The organism is Pseudomonas sp. HLS-6, assembly GCF_002753995.1.
Taxonomy (GTDB): Bacteria; Pseudomonadota; Gammaproteobacteria; order Pseudomonadales; family Pseudomonadaceae; genus Aquipseudomonas; species Aquipseudomonas defluvii.
The window spans coordinates 2,858,348-2,879,178 of the sequence record NZ_CP024478.1 but is presented as its reverse complement, the minus strand read 5'-3'; the positions used below and the strand labels follow the sequence as shown (position 1 = coordinate 2,879,178).

The following is a 20,831-nucleotide window of genomic DNA, read 5'->3' as shown; positions in this document are numbered from 1 at the left end:
ACAAGGTTGTACAAAACAGTGAGTCAATGCTGTTGTTGTACAAGAATAATGGCGGTGCATGACGCTCCTGCCAGGCATCGTATTTATCAATTTGAAATGCGCGGAAAACAGGGGGATTACTGCGTTTTCAACCACCTTGTACGCAGGAGTTGATCATGTCATTACACGGCATTTGCAGCCTGGAATTACGTCAGGTCATCGAACAGGCTTTTTTGCCTTCTCACTGCGTGGTGTCCTGCCTTGATGACGGCTCGCTGACCATCCAGTTGGAGCAGGATGCGCACGGTCGTGCATTGACCGTCGCCGGTATTCGCGCCGATGAATTGTCCAGCAGTCGGGCCTTGGCGGAGCTGGTCGCTCATGTACAGGCAGAGCGGCAGCATTCGGGCCAACCGGTTGAAGCCGTACCGAAGATACACCCGTAGCGCACACCTAGGTGCGGTTGCTCCCAGGAAGGCACCACAGTGCCCGAACAAGTGTCCGCTGCGCGTGTTGCTGCGGGTAGCTGAGGGCTCATAAGGTCAGGAAGCTGTTAGGAACTGAGGCTCACATGCAGCAATGGGCTATCCCTTGTGCACACCTGATGAAGAGTGCCGGGTTATCGATAGGGGTTGGCCAGTGCCTTGGACAGGCTTTTTTCAGCTGTTGACAGTTTCATCTCGTTTTCTGTCCGGCGTAACAGCTGGGTGGCCTTGTTCAGGTCGCTGGTCAGGCAGGCTAATACTGTTTGCAAACCATTGATTTTCGCCTCACGCGATTTTATCGGCAGCATGTGATCATTCATCACGGCCTTGAGCTCATCCATCGTCTTGTTGATCCGCTCCTGGATTTCCCGAACAGACTTCAACACCTTCTTCACGTTATCGGGCAGGTTGCTGGCGTCGATGTCAGCGTTCTTGGCATTCGCTTGTGCCGACTTGTTCGTGCCCGCTTCTGACAGGTTGACCTGCACACTTTCCAGCGTTGCGGGCCTTGCCGGGCTGGCAGCCAATCCGGCACGTACCGGTTGTGGAGTGATTTTCCCGTGGGCGATGGGGGGCAAGACGGCGGCGTTGATGGAAGCCATGTTCTCTCCTGTGATCAGTTGGCAGCATGAGTGCTGGTCGGTGCAGGAGGAAAGCATACCCTCGTGATTGGGCACATTCGGTCACGTCAGGCGGATTGGGAAAAATCCTACGCAGATTGAGGAATGCGTTACCGTTCGCTGGTGGCGGGGGCTGTGTGAGTGTCCCAGGTATGTTGCAGCAGCACCCAAGGCTGCTGGGCATCGTAAAAAGATGGCGATCAGCCAATCACCGGTTCATGGCTACGCCTCAATCGCGTTCGCGCATGAAAAAGCCCGCCACGTACTTGCGGAAGGTGTCCAGGCTCTTGAAGTCGGCGTAACGCTTGAAGTGTTCGACCTCCGGTTCCGGGCCCAGGGGTTGTTCGGTCAGTGATACGGACAACACGCGGTCCTGGTCGGAGCTTAGCACCAGCTCATCCATGACCTCGGCGCCGATGACCGGTCGGCGCATGATGACCTTGACGCCCTTGCTGGCCATCCAGTCGATCAGCGACTGCAGCATCTTCAATGGCTCGCGCTCTTCGTCGCGGTAGATCGGAAATAGCTGCCCGCGCGAGAGTACGGGTACGCTGGCGACATGGATCAGTTCGTAAAAGTGGCTGCCTGCCCGGATCGGGGAATAGATCGCCAGCGCCAACAACGGCCCTGGGGTCTTGCTGCCGCCCCAGAGCAGGTGATGCCCCTGGAAGTCGAAGCCGTCTTCGCTACGGTCGTTGAATACCTTGCGTGCCTTGATCTGGTTGACGCAATCGAGGATCAAACCATAGCGCCGGTGGTTGCCAAAGGCCGATGATTCTCGCAGACGTGCCTTGAGCATCATCATGTGCTTCATGTCCAGGCGGGTTTCCAGGTAGTTACTCGCCGGTACCCGCTCGACCAACGGGTAGCGGCTGGCGACTCCGCGCAGCTCGGCGAACTGTCCGCTCAGGTCTTTCTTCAGGTGTGTGGCATATACGTTCAGGCCGCTGGCTTCGATCAGGGTCAGCAGCAGGGACAGCAGTTTTTGCTGTTCGCGTTTTTCGCCCGTGCCGCTTGCAGTGCTGGTGTCCTCGTCGCGAGGAAAGTCCCCGATCAAGCGCAGTGGCGTATCAGGGGGCAGCCATGCCGCTGGAAACTGAGTATGTTCGCTACGTGTGCTTTCACCCTCGCGTGCTGCCTTGCCGAATGGACAGTCGACAGCATGTTCGGGAGTGCCTGGGTTGTTCTTCAGAAACAGCGTGCCAGTGTTGCTATTGAGGGTGACATTGAGTATCGGCATCACCTGTTGCTGGCATTCGCATGCCAACCAATGGCCAGCGGCGCGCACCTTCATCAGGAACTGGTTGGCCTGTAACAGGCGATGACCTTCCAGGCTGCCTTCGACAAAGCGACAAACCAGGTCGTACTCGGCGGCGGTAAGGGTTCGCACCAGCGTAGTGTTTTTATCGATGATTCTCATGCACGGTCCTGGCCAGAAATCCTTTGTCGGCAAGGTAAGCGAAATGCACCGCAACGTCACCTGTCACCCACGCAAGGCAGTGATTCTCACGATGGGCAACGGGATTGTCAGCGGTGCTGCTGTCGTTCAGAAAATATAGTCGGTAGTGAGGAAGCTCGACTCGCGGTTACGGATAATGTCGCTGATCAGTTGCTTGTTGCTTTCCTGGAATCGGGTTGCAACCAGCGTACGGATCGAGAACACGCGTAGCGCGTCATGGACCGACAAGGTGCCCTCGGCAGAGTTTTTTCGGCCATTGAACGGGTAGGTGTCCGGGCCGCGCTGGCACTGGGCATTGAGATTGATACGGCCCACCTGGTTGGCAAAGGTATCGACCAGGCTGCCAATCTGCGCAGAATTATTGCCGAACAGGCTCAGTTGTTGGCCAAAGTCCGAGTCCAGTACATAGTCGATCACGGTCTGTAGATCACGGTAGGGCACAATCGGTACTACCGGGCCGAATTGTTCCTCGTGGTACACGCGCATGTTGGCGTTCACTGGGTAGAGCAGGGCCGGGTAGAAGAACGAACCGCGGCTGTCGCCACCATTGGGGTTGATCACCTCGGCGCCTTTGGCGAGGGCATCGGCAACCAGGCCATCGAGGTATTCGATTTTTCCCGGCTCAGGCAGTGGCGTCAGGCTGACACCGGCCTCCCAGGGCATACCGGGCTTGAGCGCGGCCAGTTTCTGCTGAAATTTATCGAGGAACTGCTCGACCACCTGTTCGTGCACAAAGAGGATCTTCAGTGCAGTGCACCGCTGGCCGTTGAATGACAGCGCACCAGTCACTGCCTCGCTGACGGCGTTGTCCAGGTCGACGTCCGGCAGCACGATCCCCGGGTTTTTCGCATCCAGCCCCAGGGCTGCGCGCAGGCGGTGCGGGCGCGGGTGAAGCTTTTTCAGGTCGCTGGCGGCCTTGTTGGTGCCGATGAACGCGAAGACATCAATCTTGCCACTGGCCATCAGCGCGCTGACGGTATCGCGGCCACGGCCATAGATGACGTTGATGACCCCGGCAGGGAAGCTGTCGCGGAACGCCTCAAGTAACGGGCGGATCAACAGCACACCGAACTTGGCCGGTTTGAACACCACGGTGTTGCCCATGATCAGCGCTGGAATCAGGGTGGTGAAGGTTTCGTTCAAGGGGTAGTTGTAAGGCCCCATGCACAGCGCAACGCCCAAGGGCGCACGGCGTATCTGCCCGAGGGTGTCCTGCTCCAGTTCAAAGCGGCTGGAGCGGCGGTCCAGTTCCTTGAGCGCGTTGATGGTGTCGACGATGTAGTCGCAGGTGCGATCGAACTCTTTCTCCGAGTCCTTCAGGTTCTTGCCGATTTCCCACATCAGCAGTTTGACCACGGCTGAGCGCTGTTCGCGCATGCGTGCCAGGAACGCTTCGACGTGCTGGATGCGTTCGGCTACGCGCAGTGTGGGCCAGGCGCCGCGACCCTTGTCGTAGGCGCGTACGGCGGCATCCAGCGCAGTCAGCGCGGTCTCGGCATCCAGTAGTGGCGCGCTGCCCAGAATCACCTGCTGTTCGCCGTCAGGGCCTTTCAGCCAGATCGGGCTGCGCACGGTCGCCAGCGGGCCATGCCACTGTTGCAGTTGGCCGTCGACCAGGTAATCGCGCTGCTCCAGCGGTTCACTCAAACGCCAGGCTTCAGGCACTTCGGTGGCGTTGGGGAACAGTGAATCAAGCAGATGGTTCATGCGTAGCACCTCTTGTTGGAATGTGGGTGAAACGATTCAGTTGCAGCATAGCGCCAGCCTGTAAAAAAAAAGCCAGCACCGCTCAATGTTGTTCGAAAAAGGTCGATAAACTGTCGCCCCGTCAGTGAAAAGCAGGCGTATGACAACCAGAACCGTAACGTTTGCTCGTATCTGGAATTGGCCCCGCAGCATGCGCATGCCTTTGTTCAGGCTATTACCGATCGGTTTCGCGGTGGTGGGCATCGGTTTGTCGGTGACATTGGGCTATCTGGATGTACAGCGCCAGGAAAGCGAGTTGATGGGCAATGCCAGTGCGCGGCTTTCAGGCTTGCGTGCCGGCCTTGAGGCTCAACTACGTTCTGCGTTCGGCGAAACCGAAGGGATTGCTCAGCTCATCAGCGCTGATGGCACCATCACGCCTGGACATTTCCACGACATGGCTCGTCAGGCCATCGCTTCAGTGCCCTATATACGGCACATCGCTGTGGCGCCTGCGGATGTTGTCGCTGATGTCTTCCCACTGGAGGGCAATCAACGTGTGCTCGGGCTGGACTATCGGACATTGCCGACGCAATACCCGATGCTGCAGCGTGCGCGGGACAGTCATCATGCGGTGCTGGCCGGGCCCGTTGACCTTTATCAAGGCGGGCGAGGGCTGATCTATCGGCGTCCTGTGTTTGTCGGTGGTCCGTCGGGCAATACCTATTGGGGCAACCTCTCGATCGTTGCCGATACCGACCGCCTGCTCAAGGCCGCGGGCCTGGATCAAGACGGCGCGTTTGAACTGGCCTTGCGGGGCGCCGACGGTCGCGGGGATCAAGGCGCGGTCATTTGGGGCCAGGCTACGTTGTTCAACGAGCCTGGCGTGACGCTCAACGTTGATGTGCCGGGTGGGCATTGGCAGTTGGCAGCAACCCCTCAGGGCGGTTGGCCGACGATGAGCCTGTTCGCTTCGCCGCTGTTTATGTTCTCCCTGGCCTGCACCGGCGTGTTCTGCTTGTTCGTAGCGCAGTTGATCCGTAGCAACCAGGTGATTCATCAGCGTAACGATGAGCTGAAGCGCTCGCAGGCTCAGCTTGAGCAGTCGGCGCATTATGATGCCGTGACGGGGCTGCCTAATCGGCTGTTGTTCCAGCAGCGCCTTGAACTCGCCATGGCCAACGGCGAGCGCCTTGGCGTGTTGATACTGGATATCGACGGTTTCAAACTGGTCAACGACAGCCTCGGTCACCCGTTGGGCGATCTCCTTCTTCAGCAGACAACCCAGCGTTTCTTCGGGCTGCTCACGGCTCAGGATACAGCGTGCCGTTTGGGCGGCGATGAGTTTGCATTTGTGTTGTGTTGCCCGCAGGACGAGCAGGTCATGGCGCAGGTGCAAGGGTTGCTGCTGGCCATGCAGCAGCCCTTCGACCTCAAGGGTACGGCCGCGCTGGTCACAGGCAGTATAGGTGTCGCCTTCTACCCTGAGCACGGGCACACCTGTGACAGCTTGCTGCGCCATGCCGATACGGCGATGTACGCAGCCAAGGAGAGCGGTCGTAACACCTATCGCATCTACCATCCCGACATGACCCAGCAGTTGCAGCAGCGGATCTTTCTTGAAGGCGCGTTGCGCCGAGCGTTGCAGCAGAATGAATTCGAACTGTGGTACCAACCCAAGATCGACCTGTTCAGTGGCCGTGTCGAAGGTGCAGAAGCGTTGTTGCGTTGGCGTGATCCAGAGCACGGCCTGGTGTCTCCGGCAGATTTCATTCCCCTGGCTGAACGTACAGGTCTGATCATTCCGCTCGGCGAGAAAGTGCTCGATCTTGCGTGCGCTCAGCTTGCCTGTTGGCGTGCGCGTGAACGCTTGCCCGGGCCGTTGGCAATCAACGTGGCGGCGTTGCAGATTGAGCGCAGCAACTTTGTCGAGAGCCTGTCTCGTGCCTTGCAACGTTACGATCTTCCTGCAACATTGCTGGAGGTGGAAATTACCGAGAGCTTGCTCATGGAGAGCCCGCAGCACGCCTGCGAGATTCTTACGCAGTTGCAGCAGATGGGCGTGGCAACGGCTGTCGACGACTTCGGTACGGGCTACTCTTCGCTGGCCTACCTGAAAGTGCTGCCGATTGATCACCTGAAAATCGACCGCACGTTCATCAAGGATTTGCCTGATGATGACGACGGGGTTGCGATTACCCAGTCGATCATTGACCTGGGGCACGCGTTGGGCTTTCGCATTACGGCAGAAGGTATCGAGACACATGCCCAGTATGCATTTTTACGCAATGCCGGGTGTGACCAGGGGCAAGGGTACCTGATTGGTCGACCCATGCCGGCCGACAGCTTTGAGCGCTGGTTGGCCGAGCAGCCGAACAGTCAGCAACCGACGCTGCATTTTTGACTGCTGCGCTCAGGTTGGCCTTGTGGACGCTAGCTGCAGGCGACCACAAGGCGTGCTTGATGCTTAGAAGTAGTACGGGAATTTCAGGCTGAAGGTAAAGTCCGGGGCGTCGTCGGTCAGGCCGATCGACAGGTTGGGGACGATGGTCAGTTTATCGGTGGCTGCCAGGGTCATGCCAACGTTGAAGTAGGCGGCGTTGGCATCGCTGCTGGGCACAGTGACCCAGCCATCATTGGTATCCGTTTGATTGATTTTTGATTTTTTGACAATCAGGTCGGACACCGAGAATGACATACTCATTTTTTCGTTAAGCGCAAAAGCGATGCCCGCACCCAGCTGGAAACTGTCACCCAGCCTGACCTTGCCTGGGTGGCTCACGCCCACGGTAGAGCTGATATCGCTGAACGACTCCTCCAGGTTATGGGTGTAACTCAGGCTGCCGAACAGCACCGCCGGGTCGAATGTCTTGACCAGCGAGATGCCCGGTGTGATCGACCAGACGCCGTTGCCGGTCGGCAGGTCCTCGGGGTAGAACAGGCTGTCGTTGTTGGGATCCTGGAGTAGCTTGATACCAAAGGGCTCTTCGCCGGTTGGCGCTTTGACCCGAAGGGTAAAGACCGCATCTGGCAGGCTTTCCGATTCGTCGAGGAACTTGTACGCCACGCCAAAGTTGACATCACCGATGGTGGGGTCACGGGTAACGGTTTGTTCGGTAATACCTTGAGCGTTGTTTTGAGCACCACCGGATTGGTAGGTGGATTCGCGGTAGACCACGGGTACGTTTATGTCGAATTGCCAACGCTGATTGAGGTTGTAGCGCCCGGTAACGTCGAGGGTCCAGTTGTCGGCCTTGATCCGGTCGAGGTTGATGTTACCGAGGAAGATCGAGTCCAGTGCCAGGAAACCGTTGAGAATCAACTGCCGGGTATCGTAGCGCGCATAGGTAATACCGGTTTCAACGCTAAACTTGCCGCCACCAAAAAAGCCGCTGGCTTCGTCATAGAGGTTGGAGACACTTTGCGCCGGTTGCGAGTCGTCTTTCAGCGACTCACCGTAGGAGCTGCCAGTACCTGATGCGGCAACGGTCTGGCCCGTGCGCGGTTGCGAGGCGGGTGAGCGTGTCAAGCGCTTGGGCGGCGGGGCCGCAGGTTGCTCTTCGACTTGGCGAACGCGTTGCTCCAGAACCATCAGCGCCTGCTGCTGCGCGTCATAGCGCTGGCGCAGTGCCTGCAGTTCCTGTTTCAACGCCTCTACCTGAGGGTCCGGCGCCGCCTGGAGGAACGTCGCCGGGATTAATGTGCTTAAACATACGGCAGCTTTCAGTGAAAACGAACGATGCATGGGTTAGCCGTCCCTTTCAACTACGAATGTTGAGACAGAGCGTAGTTCAATATCCTGAGATGCGAAGGCCCTTGAGTTGATCAAGGTTGCAGTTCAGCGCGCCAGCGGTGGGCATGTTGTCACGCAGCACCACATTGAGCTGGGTCATGTTGCTGACAACGTTGTTCCCGCCCAGCAGCACTGCTGCCTGTGACAGGCCGCCTTGGGCCAGGCTCTGCACGGTATAGCCCTGATTGTTGCTGGCGTTGATGCCCATCTTGATGCCATTGGCGCCTGCCGAGATGTTCAGGGTGCCAGCGCCGTTGCTGCCGCTGATACTTGACCCGCCTGCCAGCACCTGTCCTGAGGGGGTTCCATTGGCTGTTGCGGCCTTGCCCTCTTTCACGTTGATGGAGACGTTGTTGTACGCGGTGTTGTAGTCACCGGCGGCCTGCAATGTTTGGGTAACGCCCTGAGTGTTGTTTAGCCCTGAACCACCGGACACGCTACCGGTACCTGGGGTCATGGAGTTGCCAGTGCCTTTGTCGTTGATGAGCGAGACGTAGAACTGTGGCTTGAAGGTGTTTTGCTGAACATGCAGTGTGGCCGTTGCACCGATGCGGTCGCCATTGGCATTCTGCCAAGTGCTGTTCATTACAACACCAAAGCTGATGATGCGGCCCGGCATTACATAGCGCCCGCGCAGACCGGCTAACTCGCTGTCTTTTACCTCGATCGGTTTAAATACCTGCGCCTGGGCAGGCAAACTGGCTGCCAGGCAGGCGGCAACCAGCAAGGTTGAAGTCTTCATCGGGTATCTCCCCAGAGCTTCATGCCCCTTGTCATTAGAAAAAGTCACTCTGAATGAAGCCGAACTCCATCAACTCCGCATCCTGGACCGGATGGAAGTTGTTGATTTTGTTCTTGGCACTCAGAGGTACGGGCGGGTCGAGCAGGGCGTTGGCCTTGTCGTATCCAGGGCCGATCACGGCGAAAATGATCCCGTTCCAGCCTTTGATGAAGTCGTCGAATGCATAACGTTTGTGGCCAAGTACCGGGTCGCCAACGTATACCCAGTCTTTTTCGGTGCGCTGCAGCACCACAAAATGCTTGTAGCCACGAATGTCCATCAGCACCACAACCGGAATGCTGACGCTTGAAAGGTTCTCTGGTGCGATGCGGTAACCACGGGCGCGCATGCCAATGCTCTCGACGTAGCGTTTCATGTCGAGCATCGAGAAACCTTGGGTTTTCACCAGTTCCTGATCGGAGTTGGCCAGCATGCCCTCAATGATGTGGGCTTCGTCCACGTCCAGCCAGTAGGCTTGCTTGAGTACGGTTGCCAGCGCTGCAGCGCCGCAGCTGAAATCGGTTTTCTGTTGCACCAGGTCCGCAAAGCGCCGCTCGCGCAGGCTTTGAACCGGCTTGTAAATGACCGTACCGCCAGGCAGGGCGGCGATTGGCATCTGTGCAGCTTCGGCCACGCTGGCCAAACCTATCAGTGCCGCTAGCAGGGCAATTCGCATGGTCTTCACACCCTGTGAAAGCAAGGAAAGGGGCCCCGAAGGGCCCCGTTCACTGTTGCGTCTACAGGCAGGCCTTGCAGCCTGCGGCGATGGACAGCGAGTTGCTTTGCTGGTTGGCCGAGCCAGCCGAGACGTTGGCACCGACGTTGCCCGACACGCCGTTCAGCGAGTTGGTCAGCGAAGCGCTGTTGGTCACAGGGTTGATCCAGCCGCTTGGGGTCAGCACTTGATAGGTGGCTACGCCGCTCAGCACAAAGGTGCCTTCTTCGTGGAATTTGAGCGGTTGTTTGTCGTCGTCATGACCACCGCCACCACCACGACGATCGTCGTAGTTGTGGCCGCCACCACCATGATGATCGTCGCCGCCGACCCAGCCTTTGCCGTTGCCCTGGTAGGTGCCTGAAGCGGAGAACGAAGAGCTGAGTGTCTGGGTGTCGTAGGTGCGGTCAGCTTTGTTGGTGACTTTCAGGCCAGTGGTGGTCTGAGTGGCATTCGCTGTGGCTGAGGCCACACGGCCACCGGATACGGCGATCGCCATGTTGTTTTTCTGTTGGTTGAAGTCGCCAGCGGTAACGTTAATACCGATGTTACCCGAGCTGCCGTTGGCCGAGTTGTTGAGGGCGGCAGCGTTCTGGGTCGAGTAGTTTTTAACGGTGTTGCCGGTGTTGTTTTGAGTTGCGGTGGAGTCGGCGATAGCGCTACCGAAGATGAAACGTTCATCGGCTGTGGCGATAGCGGCAACGTTGTCTTGTTGGTTGCCGTCACCCGCGGCCACGTTAACGCCCAGGTTGCCCTGAGAGTTGTTGGCCGAGTTATCCATCGTGGCGGTATTTTCGGTGGCTTGGTTGGTGACACTGTTCCCATAGTTGTTTTGGGTGTCGCCAACTTTGGCCAGGGAGCCTGCATTGATCAGCAGGCCCAGCAGAACGTTATCATGACCACCGTGGCCGCCGCCATTGTGACCACCGTTATGACCACCGTTATGGCCGCCATTGTGACCGCCATTATGACCACCGTGGTCGTCATTACGTCCGCCAGCGTGTGCAGCAACAGCCATGACCGCTGCGAGTGCGAAAACCAGAGGCTTAAGTGCCATTTTAGGTTTCATGGTGTTTCTCCGCATTTTTTTAGGTAGTTAAGTGTTGTTGTTACTCGGTTACCTGTCGGGTCAGTCCGCAACCCGTACGCTCAGGGTGTTTGCCATTCGGTTGCCCACCCCGGCGCTCTGATTCAACTGGATCACTCCACGGCTGCCGGTGAAGGCCCTATCGCTGTTCGCGATCTGGCGACTGCCGGGTGCTTGATCAGTTGGGTCGGAGCCTTTTGTCAGCGCCACGTTCTGTTGATCGAGGACGCTGTCGTCGATGCGCTGCGGGACGGCACTGATGCTGACCCGAACGGCATTGACTTGTTGTGTATTGGCACCGGCTGACTGGTTGATACCCAGCGCGCCGCTGCCATTGCTGAATGAGTTGCCGCCAATACCGGCCCGGGCATCACGTGCCTGGCTGGTGGCAGTGTCGATGTGCTGACGAATCTGGGTTGAGGCATTGGCGTTGGTGCCGATGGCAATAGCCCGACTGTTGTTCTGTTGCTGCTGATCGCCCGCTGCCTGGTTGACTGCGATATTGCCGCGGTAGCCTTGGCCGCTTGTGTCGATAGTGGCGTTGTCCTTGACTGGCGATCCGGCCAGCGCGAGGCCGCTGCTGCACAGGGCCAGGAACAGGAGTGAGTACCTCATTTCAGCGGCCTCCAGTCAGGATCTGCAGCGGCGCCATGCCACGCTGAACGTTTTGATTGACCTGATTGGAGATGCTGTTACCGCCACCGCTGCCCGCCCCGGAGCCGCCGGCCATGCCAGGCAGACGCACCTGTTGCGCTGCGCCCAGGCCGCGAACAGTGCCGGAGTTGTCTGGGGTCAGTACGCGCGTCATCAGTGATGAACCGCTGGCAACACTGGCGAAGTCGCCGTCACTGAGTTCATTATTGGTTTGGGCGATTACGCGTTTGGACGGATTGGCGCTGACGGTAGTCGGGTGCGGGTCTGGTGTACCGGTGGGACGTACCGCAGGGCGGGCCTGTACATCGCGTTGCAGAACGATGACTCCATTCCCGGCAGCCTGAACGGGCAGGCAGAAGGTGGCGCTCAATGCGCATCCCATCAGCAGAAGATGAAGCAGCTTGCTGTTCTGATTCCCCACGGCGGCGGTTCCTTCTTCAAGTTCGCTGGCCCTATCAGCGTTGCGAGAAGGAGAGCAGAAGGCGTGCCGCTTTTGGTTTATCCAGAAATATCAACGGCTTGCGGATAAGCGCGGACGGCGAGGGCAGAGCGTTGTAACGTTGGCGAGACAGATCTTGCCCTGCTGGGCACCCTATACCCTGTTACGCCAGGTTTACACTGTTAGGCAATCATGGAGGCAACCCATCAAGAACGGGGTTTAGCGCAGGTGGGACTGTATCGCTGATGTAACAACCCAATGGCTTAGCGGGACAGCAAACCTGAAACCGCATCAAAAACCGCGTTTTTTCGTCGGTTCCAGTCACCGTCGATGGTGATGAACGGTTGTTGATGTTGCTCCAGCCAGGCGCGGCTTTCCTCGAAAAATGCCAGGCGCTGGGCCAATTCCGGTTGGCAGCGCTGTCCGTCATCTACCCATTCAACTGACGTTGGGCTGAGCAGCAGGTGCAGATCGTAGCGGCGCTCAAGCAACGCTGATTCGACCCAGTGTGGGCAGTCACCGAACAGCGTGCGGCTCCAGAGCAGATTGCTCAGCAGGTGGGTGTCGAGGATCAACAGCTCAGGCGCTCTACCGCGCGCTGCATCCTCCCAGGCCAACTGGCCACGGGCGATGGTCGGGATGTCGGCGTAGCAGGTGTCACGTTGCTCGCGGTCAATGAAGTGGCGTACGTATTCGCCAACCAGTTCGCCACCGAAACAAGCCTGGATTTCGCTGCCAAGCCAGCTCTTGCCGCTGGACTCGGGGCCGCTCAGCACCAACACTTTCACGCGTTCACCAAGGCAGGGTCGCGTTGCCACTCACGCCAGCCCTGGACAGCTATCAGGGTGAACAGGGCGTAGAGTGCTGCCGTCAGGTAAAGCGCCTTGTACACAAACAAACCGACGAAGACGACGTCAAGGACAATCCATAGCGCCCAACATTGCAGGCGCTTTTGCGCCATCCATAATTGCGCCACCAGGCTGAAGGCCGTCAGCGTGGCATCCAGCCAGGGTTGCGCCGCATCTGTCCAGGTGGCCATGGCCGCACCCAAGCCCAGGCTTGCCAGTGCGCCCAGGCCCAGACCAAACAGCAGCGGGGCAGGTTGCAGGGAGCTGACCTGGCGTGCCTCGGCGAGGCGCTCGGGGCGTGTCCATTGCCACCAGCCGTAGACCTGCAACAGTGCATACACCAGTTGCAGCAGCATGTCGGAGTACAGTTTCACCTCGTAAAAGACCACGCTGTACAGCAGCACCATCACCAGGCCAATCGGCCAGCACCAGGGGTTCTGTTTGACGGTGAGCCAAACGGCAATGACGCCGAGCACGGCGGCGAACAGTTCGAGGCCGGACATCGGCATTCCTTGAGGCAGGTTCGAAAGAGGCGGGGATTGTAACCTGTGGCGCAGAACACGCCACAGGTGCGCGGGGTTTTAGACGTGGAACTGGCGCAACAATTGTTCAAGGCGCTCGCTGAGCTGGCGCAATGCCAGGCCGGCACTGCTGGACTGTTGTGCTGCACTGGCGGTTTGCCGAGACAGGTCGGCAGTTTCGGTCACGTTGCGATTGATCTCTTCAACCACATGGGATTGTTGCAAGGTGGCGCTGGCAATCGAGGCGTTCAGGGCATTGAGGTTGAGTAGCACCTGGCTGATTGCATCGAGGCTGGCACCAGCTTCACTGGCCTGCTCAACCGTTTGGCGCGAAGCGGTGCTGCTGGCACCGATGGCCTTGACTGCCGCTTCGGACTGCCCCTGCAGGTGTTCGATCATGGTCTGGATTTCGGCGGTGGACTGCTGAGTGCGCTGCGCCAGCAGGCGTACCTCATCGGCAACCACCGCGAACCCGCGGCCTTGCTCACCTGCGCGGGCCGCCTCGATGGCCGCGTTGAGCGCCAACAGGTTGGTCTGCTCGGCAATGGCCCGGATCACTTCCAGAACGCTGCCAATCTTCGTGCTCTGGTTGGCCAAGGCCTGAATGACTTCAACGGCTTCATCAATGGTGCCGGAGAGTTCACCGATACGTTGCAGGCTGCCCTGGATGCTCTGCTGCCCCTGTTCTGCACGGTGCTGGGCGTCTTGCATCTCGGTGGAGGCTTGTTCGGCGTTCTTCGCCACATCCTGTACCGCGTAGGTGACCTCGTTGATGGCGGTGGCGACCTGTTCCATCTGCTGCGACTGTTGTTCGCTGCGCAGCTCGGCCTGGTTGGCGTTGTCGCCCATCTCGACTGCCGAGTGGCCCAGCGCACGTGCAGCGTCATGCAATTGGCCGACCACCTGCTGCAGCTGTGCCGTGAAGCTGTTGAAGTGTGTCCCCAGTTGCGTAATCTCGTCGCGGCCATGGGTGTCCAGGCGGCGGGTCAGGTCGCTTTCGCCGCTGGCGATGGTGGCCATGGCATCGACCGCCTCCTGCAAGGGGCGGGAAATGCTGCGCGCGATCACTACGACCAGCAGTCCCATGATCAGCGCAATAGCCAACCCCAGCAGCGAGGCATCACGCAGTTGCCGGTTGAACTCGGCTTTCATGTCATCGATATAGATGCCTGAACCAATGATCCAGCCCCAAGGCTTGAACAGTTGAATATACGACGTTTTCTGTACCGGATCGCTCGCCCCGGGTTTAGGCCAGCGGTAATCGATGCTGCCAGCCCCCTTGTCCTTGGCCAGCGCAACCATGGCATTGAACAAGGCGAAGCCGTCTGGGTCCTTGATGCCTGAGAGTACCTGGCCGTCGAGCTTGGGGTTGGCCGGGTGCATGATCATCTTCGGCTCGAGGTCGTTGATCCAGAAGTACTCGTTCTGGTTGTAGCGCAAGCCGCGTACAGCGTTCAGCGCCTGTTGCTGAGCCGCATCGCGGGTCAGGCTACCGCTTGCCTCAAGCCCTTGGTAGTAGGTCAGGATGCCCGCAGCAGTTTCGACCACATGGCGGGTTTTTTCGGCCTTGGCCTGGTACAGGTCACCGTGAATCTGGCGCAGCATCAACAGCCCCAGGGCAAATAACATCACCACCGCCACCACCAGGATGAGCCAAAGCCTGCGGCTGATCGACATATTCCGTAGAGTCTTCATGTAGGTCACTCAGGTATTTTTATTGTCTTGTGCATCCAAGCACGTTTTTACTGCCCTTACCTAGTCGACCAAGGGCTAAGTGCTTGATCCAGAGGCATCTGTTGCGTAGATCAGCAGCGTTTATCCGGCAGGTCTGCTAGCATTTCGGCGCCAAAGCGATAAACCTTGAGGGGCGTGAACCTTTTCCGTGGTTTCACGATCCACTGTCGCTGTGATTTACCGTGCATACACCACTCTAGAAAACATGAAGGGGCCTGCCTTGAGCAGCGCTTCACGGGGGAATGATGGATTTTTGGACCGCCATGCAGGCTGTAATACTTGGGATTGTCGAGGGCTTGACGGAATTTCTGCCCATCTCCAGTACCGGCCACCAGATCGTTGTTGCCGATCTGATCAATTTCGGCGGTGAACGGGCCATGGCCTTCAACATCATCATCCAGTTGGGGGCGATCCTGGCAGTGGTCTGGGAATTTCGGCGCAAGATCTTTGACGTGGTTGTTGGGCTGCCGCGCCAACGCCAGGCGCAACGCTTCACTGCCAACCTGCTGATCGCATTCACGCCGGCAGTGGTCCTGGGTGTGCTGTTTGCCGACCTGATTCATCACTACCTGTTCAACCCGATTACCGTTGCGACGGCGTTGGTGGTGGGCGGCGTGATCATGCTGTGGGCCGAGCGTCGGGAGCATGTGGTGTCTGTCGAGCATGTAGACGACATGCGCTGGAGCGATGCCTTGAAGATCGGTGTAGCCCAATGTCTGGCGATGATTCCAGGCACTTCGCGTTCAGGCTCCACCATCATTGGTGGTTTGCTGTTCGGGCTGTCGCGCAAGGCTGCGACCGAGTTCTCGTTCTTCCTGGCCATGCCGACCATGGTGGGTGCAGCCGTGTATTCGGGCTACAAGTACCGTGCACTGTTCCAGGCTGGTGACTTCCCGGTGTTTGCGCTTGGCTTTGTGGTCTCGTTCATTTTTGCCATGATCTCGGTGCGTGCGTTGCTGCGGTTCATCGCCAGCCACAGCTACGCCGTTTTTGCCTGGTACCGGATTGCCTTCGGCCTGATCATTCTGGCCACCTGGCAACTCGGGCTGGTCGACTGGGCAACGGCGCAGAGCTGACAGGGTGCGTCAGGCTGCTATCAAGCCGCGCCCGGCCCCAGTCCGAGGCGCGGTTCAACACCTCAAGCTCAAACTGTCGTTGTTTGCCGGTATCTGCCTGTTGCCGTCCTGGGGTGTGCTGCAGATGCTGCTGAGCGGGCATTTCTGGTTGCCAGCAGTGCTCTACCCGGCAGCCAGCCTGCTCAGCGTCTTCCTCTATTGGAACGACAAACGCAAGGCGCGCAACAATACCTGGCGGACCCCGGAAAAATGGCTTCACGTCGTTGAGCTGTGTGGCGGTTGGCCAGGCGCCCTGGTGGCTCAGCAGGCCTTTCGGCACAAGACCCGCAAACTGTCGTTTCAGTTGATCTTCTGGGCAATCGTCGCCGCGCATCAGGTGTTCTGGCTTGATTATCTGGTGCTGGCGGGGCGCGGGTTGGGCAGGCTGTTTCAGTAAGCGCTGAGTCTGCCCGCGCCAATCAGAGCAACAAGCCTGCTTGCAAACGCTTCGGTAAGCGTCGTACCACCAGTTGGTGCGACCGTTGCAGCAGATCGCACAGTTCTTCACGGCCCATGGGGTAGGGCTGCTCCATGCTGACCCAGTGGGCGCGAGCCAGATACGGTGCCGGGCGAATACCGGGCCTGTCCACATAGCCAAGGAACAGCTCGTTGTCGACCTTGAAGGCCAGGTCGGCTCGGCCCAGGTTGATCAGGGCGAACATCTTGTTGCCGGCCACAGAGAACACCCGGACGCCCCCCCATTTGTAATCGTCCTGTACGCCCGGCAGGCTCAGGCAAAACTGCACCACGTCGTCTTCAGACATAACGCTCTCCACAGGCTTCAAATGAAATGACCAGGTGATCAATCCAGGCGCGTACGGCAGGTAGTACACCTCGCCTGTGCGGGTAGACCGCCTGCAGATAGCCGCTGGGTAGCGACCACTCGGGCAATAGACGGATCAGTTCGCCGCGGGCGAGTTCTTCTTCGCAATGCATGATCGGCAGGGCCGTGAACCCCAGGCCGGCAACGGCGGCGGATTTTCGTACGACAAAGTCATCAATACCAAGCCTCGCCTCCAGCGCCAGGTCCTCGCGATTGCCCTTGGCATCCAGCAGGCGCAGGTGAACCAGGCGGTCAGCCTCCAGCGCGCCCAGCACGGGGAGATTGATCAAGTCCTGTGGTTGCTCGATGACATGCTCGGCGGCGAAGTTCGGTGCTGCGACCAACAGCATTTGTGCCTGGCGCAAACGCCGCGTGACCAGGGTAGGGTCTTCGTCGCCCTGGTCGCGTACGCGCAACGCAACGTCAATACCCTCGGTGATTACATCAACCCGACGATTGAGCAGCACCATGTCCAGCTGTACCTGTGGGTAGCGTGCCAGGAAGCTGCTGATGACGTCCGGCAAGAATGCATGGGCCAACGCAACCGGTGAGGACACGCGCAAGCGCCCGCGTGGTTCGCTGACCATGCTTGCAACCGCTTCGTCGGCCATCTCCGCCTCCAGCAGCATGGCCTGGCAATGACGCAGGTAGCGCTCGCCAACTCCGGTCAGCTTCAGTTGTCGGGTCGTGCGTTGCAGTAGGCGAGTCCCCAGGCGTTCTTCCAGTTCGGCAATGCGTCGGGATAACCGGGACTTGGGTATACCAAGCAGGCGCCCGGCCGCAGAGAAGCCTCCGGCCTCAACCACCCGGGCAAAGTAATAGAGATCATTGAGGTCTTGCATAGCTTGCCCTGCACTGTTCTGTATGTAGGACAAACTAACGCATTTTTGCCGACTAATCCTCTATTCGCTGTTTGGGTAGGATTCTCTCCATCGTGATCGCCGCCTCGCGGTCTTCAAAATCCAGGAGAACACCCATGAAACTGTTGCACATCGATTCCAGTATCCTCGGCGACAATTCGGCTTCCCGTCAGTTGAGCCGTGAAGTCGTGCAGGCCTGGCAGGCTGCTGATGCCAGTGTTGAAGTGACTTACCGCGACCTGGCCAGTGATGCCATCAGCCATTTTTCCGCTGCCACCCTGGTCAGTGCTGGTACGCCAGAAGAACTGCGCGATGCCGCCCAGAAGCACGAAGCTCAACTGAGCAGCGAAACACTGCAAGAGTTTCTGGATGCCGATGCCGTGGTGATTGCCGCACCGATGTACAACTTCAGCGTTCCCAGCCAACTGAAAGCCTGGATCGACCGTATCGCTGTTGCCGGTAAAACCTTCCGCTACACCGAGGCTGGCCCTGAAGGCCTGTGTGGTGGCAAGAAAGTCATTGTCGTATCCACCTCGGGTGGCCTGCATGTTGGCCAGCCAACCGGTGTCGGTCATGAAGATTTTCTCAAGGTGTTCCTGGGCTTTATTGGTATCACCGATGTCGAGTTCGTCCGCGCTCATGGCTTGGCATATGGCGATGAACACCGCAGCAATGCCATGAGTGCAGCGCGCGCTCAGATCGATAACGAGCTGTTTGCAGCTGCCTGATTTGGAGTAACCACCGCATAAGCCGACTGCCGGGGTAACCGGCAGTCGGTTTTTTCATTCAGTTTTCATCTGGCGCGCAGTGCGCCAGCCTATGCTGATCGCTGGCTATAAAGGGACAAGGTGTCAGCCATGCAGCGTCTGTCTGGTATGTTCATCCTCGCGGTGATCGGGATCGTGTTGTCGCTGCCGGGCGAGGCGGGCGAGCGCTGGCATGTCGGGTTGCACCGGATGATCCTCGCCGACCCGCTGGACGAACAGCCGATGCAGGCGTTGGCCTTTTACCCGGCAACCGGGCCAGCACATTGGAGCCGGGTTGAAGGCTATCGGGTGGAAGCCGGTTTTGAGGCGCCCATTGCGATGGGGCGTTTCCCGCTCTTGATGCTTTCCCATGGCAATACCGGTACGCCATTGGCATTGCATGACCTGGCAACGGCACTGGCACGCAAGGGCTTTGTGGTGGTGGCGGTGGTGCACCCGGGGGACAATGCCCATGATCACAGCCGACTGGGCACCCTGAGCAACCTCTATGGGCGTCCGCTGCAGATCAGCGCGGCCATCAGCGCAACCCTGAACGACAAGCTGCTGGCGCCCTATGTGAACGCCGAGCAGGTCGGGGTGATTGGTTATTCGGCGGGTGGTGAAACCGCGTTGATCCTTTCCGGCGCACGCCCGGAACTGGACCGCCTGCGCCGTTATTGTGAAGAGCGCCCTCTGGATGCTGACGCCTGCAAGATGCGCGGGCAACTGATCGCCGACCGTGACGACCTGCTGCCCGCCGCAGACTCAAGGATCAAGGCATTGTTGCTGATGGCACCGTTGAGCCTGATGTTCGGTCGTCATGCCCTGGCCGGGGTGAAAGTACCGGCGCTGATCTACAGTGGTGATCGCGATCAGCTGTTGGCAATCGACAAGAACGCCGCTGCGCTGGCGCGTAAACTACCCCGCACTCCTGATTACCGGCTACTGGCCGGTGCAGGGCATTTCATTTTCATGGCGCCTTGCGATGAAGCCCAGCGTGTGCACATGGCCGCGCTATGCACCGACGCCGAGGGCGTCGACCGTGCCAGCATTCATCATTCGCTGCAGTCGGAGGCGGCGTTGTTTTTCAGTCAGACGCTTGGGCGAGCGGACCGTACGGGATGGCGTACGGCTGATCAGTGAGTATGTGCGCTGCGCCGCGACAGCAGCAGTACCAACCCGACTCCAAGTAATGCCAGCAATGACGCGATACCGAAGATCGATTCATAGCCCAGATGTGCAGCTACCGCGCCCATTAGCGGCCCGGCGATGGCCAGGGCCAGGTCGAAGAACACCGCGTAAGCGCCCAAACCCGCGCCACGGCTGCTACTGGGTACTTGTTTGATGGCTTCAAGGCCCAGTGCCGGGTAGACCAGCGACAGCCCGGCACCGCTGAGGCCCGCGCCGAGCAATGCCAGTAGCGGGGAGGGCGCCAGCCAGAGCAACGCCAGGCCAACGGCTTCAGTCGCCATGCAGACAACCGCAACCGGATAGCCGCCCCATCGATTCACCGCATTGACGAACAGCAAGCGGGACAGAATGAAGCAGACCCCGAACGCACTCAGGCACCAGGCTGCGCCGGTCCAGCCACGCTCACTGTAGAAAAGGGTCACGAAGGTGGTCAGGGTGCCATAGCCTATGGATGCCAACGTCAGGCCAACACCACAGGGCGCTACCCGCCCGAAGGCCGCCCAGAACGGCAGGCGCTCGCCAGCAACGACCGGGAGCGAAGGCTTGTTGCGGATCACCAGCAGGGCCAATGTCGCCAGGACAAACAGGACCAGACCGATGCTTGCGAAGTTCAGCAACTGGTTCAGTTTCACCCCAAGCGGCGCACCAATGGCGATGGCACCATAAGAGGCGATGCCATTCCAGGAGATTACCCGCGCTGTATGCGCTATTCCCACCTGGCTGATGCCCCAGCTCAAGCTGGCAACACCAATCAACCCTTGGGCAAGGCCCAGCAGCACGCGCCCGGTCAGCAATACCGCCAGGCTGAGCAAGGGCATACTGACCAGCAGTGTCGAGGCCGCTGTCACCAGGCCGCTCAGGGCAATGGCGAGCAGGCCGTAGATGATTGCACGCTTGCCGCCCAGGCTATCAGCCACGCGCCCGGCCATCGGCCTGCTGACCAGCGTGGCGAAGTACTGCAAGCCTATGGTTATCCCGGCCACAACCGGACTGAAGCCCAACTGCTCATTCACGTAACCCGGCAGCACGGCAATTGGCAGCCCTACGCAGAGGAAGGCGATAAAGGTATAGAAGATGATCGAGACGATTTTTCGGGTAATCGTCGTTGCCGGCAGTGCGGCGGGTTCTAGCGCAGACATGGCTACACAGGATGGGCGTTTGGAAACGCCATCATCGCTGTATGCGAGGGAAAAAGAAAGCAGGCTAACGAATCTTGGCGGTCCGTTAGCCTGCTTTTATAGGCGTCCCGCTTGTGGCGACGGGGCCGGGTAGCACGCCATCGCCTTCAAACAGGC

Annotated in this window: 21 protein-coding genes and 1 pseudogene; 6 read left to right on the top strand and 16 right to left on the bottom strand. The window is 58.9% G+C overall.

The genetic code is table 11. From position 1 onward, the window contains the following. Positions 1–155: 155 nt before the first annotated feature. Positions 156–425 carry a DUF1652 domain-containing protein gene (locus tag CS390_RS13430; RefSeq protein ID WP_099774975.1) on the top strand — a complete coding sequence of 90 codons (270 nt, stop codon included), beginning with the start codon at positions 156–158 and terminating at the stop codon, positions 423–425. A 173-nt stretch (positions 426–598) separates the two neighbouring features. On the opposite strand, the gene CS390_RS13425 is transcribed toward CS390_RS13430, so the two are convergent. The 3 genes from CS390_RS13425 to CS390_RS13415 all read right to left on the bottom strand — a co-directional run bounded on the left by CS390_RS13425 (position 599) and on the right by CS390_RS13415 (position 4,250). Next, positions 599–1,066, bottom strand: coding sequence for a hypothetical protein (locus tag CS390_RS13425; protein ID WP_099774973.1), 468 nt, complete (start codon positions 1,064–1,066; stop codon positions 599–601). Between the two features lie 247 nt (positions 1,067–1,313). Then, a complete protein-coding gene (locus CS390_RS13420; protein WP_099774971.1) occupies positions 1,314–2,504 on the bottom strand; it encodes a hypothetical protein in 1,191 nt (396 codons plus the stop codon). A 126-nt stretch (positions 2,505–2,630) separates the two neighbouring features. After that, positions 2,631–4,250, bottom strand: coding sequence for an NADP-dependent glyceraldehyde-3-phosphate dehydrogenase (locus CS390_RS13415; protein ID WP_065758306.1), 1,620 nt, complete (start codon positions 4,248–4,250; stop codon positions 2,631–2,633). Between the two features lie 196 nt (positions 4,251–4,446). On the opposite strand from CS390_RS13415, the gene CS390_RS13410 reads away from it, so the two are divergent. Continuing rightward, the gene (locus CS390_RS13410) at positions 4,447–6,633 is read left to right on the top strand and encodes a bifunctional diguanylate cyclase/phosphodiesterase (protein ID WP_256587484.1); all 2,187 of its coding nucleotides are present in this window, start codon (positions 4,447–4,449) and stop codon (positions 6,631–6,633) included. Positions 6,634–6,696: 63 nt separating this feature from the next. Here the strand turns inward: CS390_RS13410 and CS390_RS13405 are convergent, their stop codons facing one another. The 10 genes and pseudogenes from CS390_RS13405 to CS390_RS25670 all read right to left on the bottom strand — a co-directional run. Then, a complete protein-coding gene (locus CS390_RS13405; RefSeq protein ID WP_099774967.1) occupies positions 6,697–7,974 on the bottom strand; it encodes a transporter in 1,278 nt (425 codons plus the stop codon). A 46-nt stretch (positions 7,975–8,020) separates the two neighbouring features. Then, positions 8,021–8,764, bottom strand: a complete 744-nt coding sequence (locus CS390_RS13400; RefSeq protein ID WP_065758308.1) for a hypothetical protein — start codon at positions 8,762–8,764, stop codon at positions 8,021–8,023. Positions 8,765–8,798: 34 nt separating this feature from the next. Further along, the gene (locus CS390_RS13395) at positions 8,799–9,479 is read right to left on the bottom strand and encodes a C39 family peptidase (protein ID WP_099774965.1); all 681 of its coding nucleotides are present in this window, start codon (positions 9,477–9,479) and stop codon (positions 8,799–8,801) included. A gap of 61 nt (positions 9,480–9,540) precedes the next feature. Then, positions 9,541–10,587: a heme utilization protein gene (locus tag CS390_RS13390; protein ID WP_099774963.1), complete on the bottom strand. Its 1,047-nt coding sequence runs from the start codon at positions 10,585–10,587 to the stop codon at positions 9,541–9,543. A gap of 60 nt (positions 10,588–10,647) precedes the next feature. Then, positions 10,648–11,220, bottom strand: coding sequence for an adhesin (locus CS390_RS13385; RefSeq protein ID WP_099774961.1), 573 nt, complete (start codon positions 11,218–11,220; stop codon positions 10,648–10,650). A gap of 1 nt (position 11,221) precedes the next feature. Beyond that, positions 11,222–11,680 carry a hypothetical protein gene (locus tag CS390_RS13380; protein WP_065758312.1) on the bottom strand — a complete coding sequence of 153 codons (459 nt, stop codon included), beginning with the start codon at positions 11,678–11,680 and terminating at the stop codon, positions 11,222–11,224. A 281-nt stretch (positions 11,681–11,961) separates the two neighbouring features. After that, positions 11,962–12,486: an AAA family ATPase gene (locus CS390_RS13375; protein WP_099774959.1), complete on the bottom strand. Its 525-nt coding sequence runs from the start codon at positions 12,484–12,486 to the stop codon at positions 11,962–11,964. Beyond that, a complete protein-coding gene (gene pnuC / locus CS390_RS13370; RefSeq protein WP_099774957.1) occupies positions 12,483–13,049 on the bottom strand; it encodes a nicotinamide riboside transporter PnuC in 567 nt (188 codons plus the stop codon). Before pnuC ends, CS390_RS13375 begins: the two co-directional genes overlap by 4 nt. 78 nt (positions 13,050–13,127) lie before the next feature. Continuing rightward, positions 13,128–13,862, bottom strand: coding sequence for a methyl-accepting chemotaxis protein (locus tag CS390_RS25675; RefSeq protein WP_371918265.1), 735 nt, complete (start codon positions 13,860–13,862; stop codon positions 13,128–13,130). A gap of 120 nt (positions 13,863–13,982) precedes the next feature. Continuing rightward, positions 13,983–14,672: pseudogene (locus CS390_RS25670) on the bottom strand (cache domain-containing protein); the annotation flags it as partial. Between the two features lie 374 nt (positions 14,673–15,046). Between CS390_RS25670 and CS390_RS13360 the strand changes: the two are divergent. After that, entirely contained in the window at positions 15,047–15,877 is an 831-nt protein-coding gene (locus CS390_RS13360; protein ID WP_065758364.1) for an undecaprenyl-diphosphate phosphatase, read from the top strand. A gap of 4 nt (positions 15,878–15,881) precedes the next feature. Next, positions 15,882–16,313: a DUF1294 domain-containing protein gene (locus tag CS390_RS13355; RefSeq protein WP_256587483.1), complete on the top strand. Its 432-nt coding sequence runs from the start codon at positions 15,882–15,884 to the stop codon at positions 16,311–16,313. Positions 16,314–16,335: 22 nt separating this feature from the next. Here CS390_RS13355 and CS390_RS13350 read toward each other — a convergent pair whose 3' ends face one another. Both CS390_RS13350 and CS390_RS13345 read right to left on the bottom strand, forming a co-directional pair. Beyond that, entirely contained in the window at positions 16,336–16,680 is a 345-nt protein-coding gene (locus CS390_RS13350; protein ID WP_099774953.1) for an MmcQ/YjbR family DNA-binding protein, read from the bottom strand. Further along, a complete protein-coding gene (locus tag CS390_RS13345; protein ID WP_099774951.1) occupies positions 16,673–17,581 on the bottom strand; it encodes a LysR substrate-binding domain-containing protein in 909 nt (302 codons plus the stop codon). Before CS390_RS13345 ends, CS390_RS13350 begins: the two co-directional genes overlap by 8 nt. Before the next feature lie 134 nt (positions 17,582–17,715). On the opposite strand from CS390_RS13345, the gene CS390_RS13340 reads away from it, so the two are divergent. Together CS390_RS13340 and CS390_RS13335 are read left to right on the top strand one after the other, a co-directional pair. Then, complete coding sequence (locus CS390_RS13340; RefSeq protein WP_065758318.1) at positions 17,716–18,327, top strand: FMN-dependent NADH-azoreductase; 612 nt, start codon at positions 17,716–17,718, stop codon at positions 18,325–18,327. A gap of 147 nt (positions 18,328–18,474) precedes the next feature. Continuing rightward, positions 18,475–19,488, top strand: a complete 1,014-nt coding sequence (locus CS390_RS13335; protein WP_371918264.1) for an alpha/beta hydrolase family protein — start codon at positions 18,475–18,477, stop codon at positions 19,486–19,488. Here CS390_RS13335 and CS390_RS13330 read toward each other — a convergent pair. Further along, complete coding sequence (locus CS390_RS13330; protein ID WP_099774948.1) at positions 19,482–20,675, bottom strand: MFS transporter; 1,194 nt, start codon at positions 20,673–20,675, stop codon at positions 19,482–19,484. The two genes, CS390_RS13335 and CS390_RS13330, sit on opposite strands and share 7 nt — an antisense overlap. Positions 20,676–20,831: the final 156 nt, after the last annotated feature.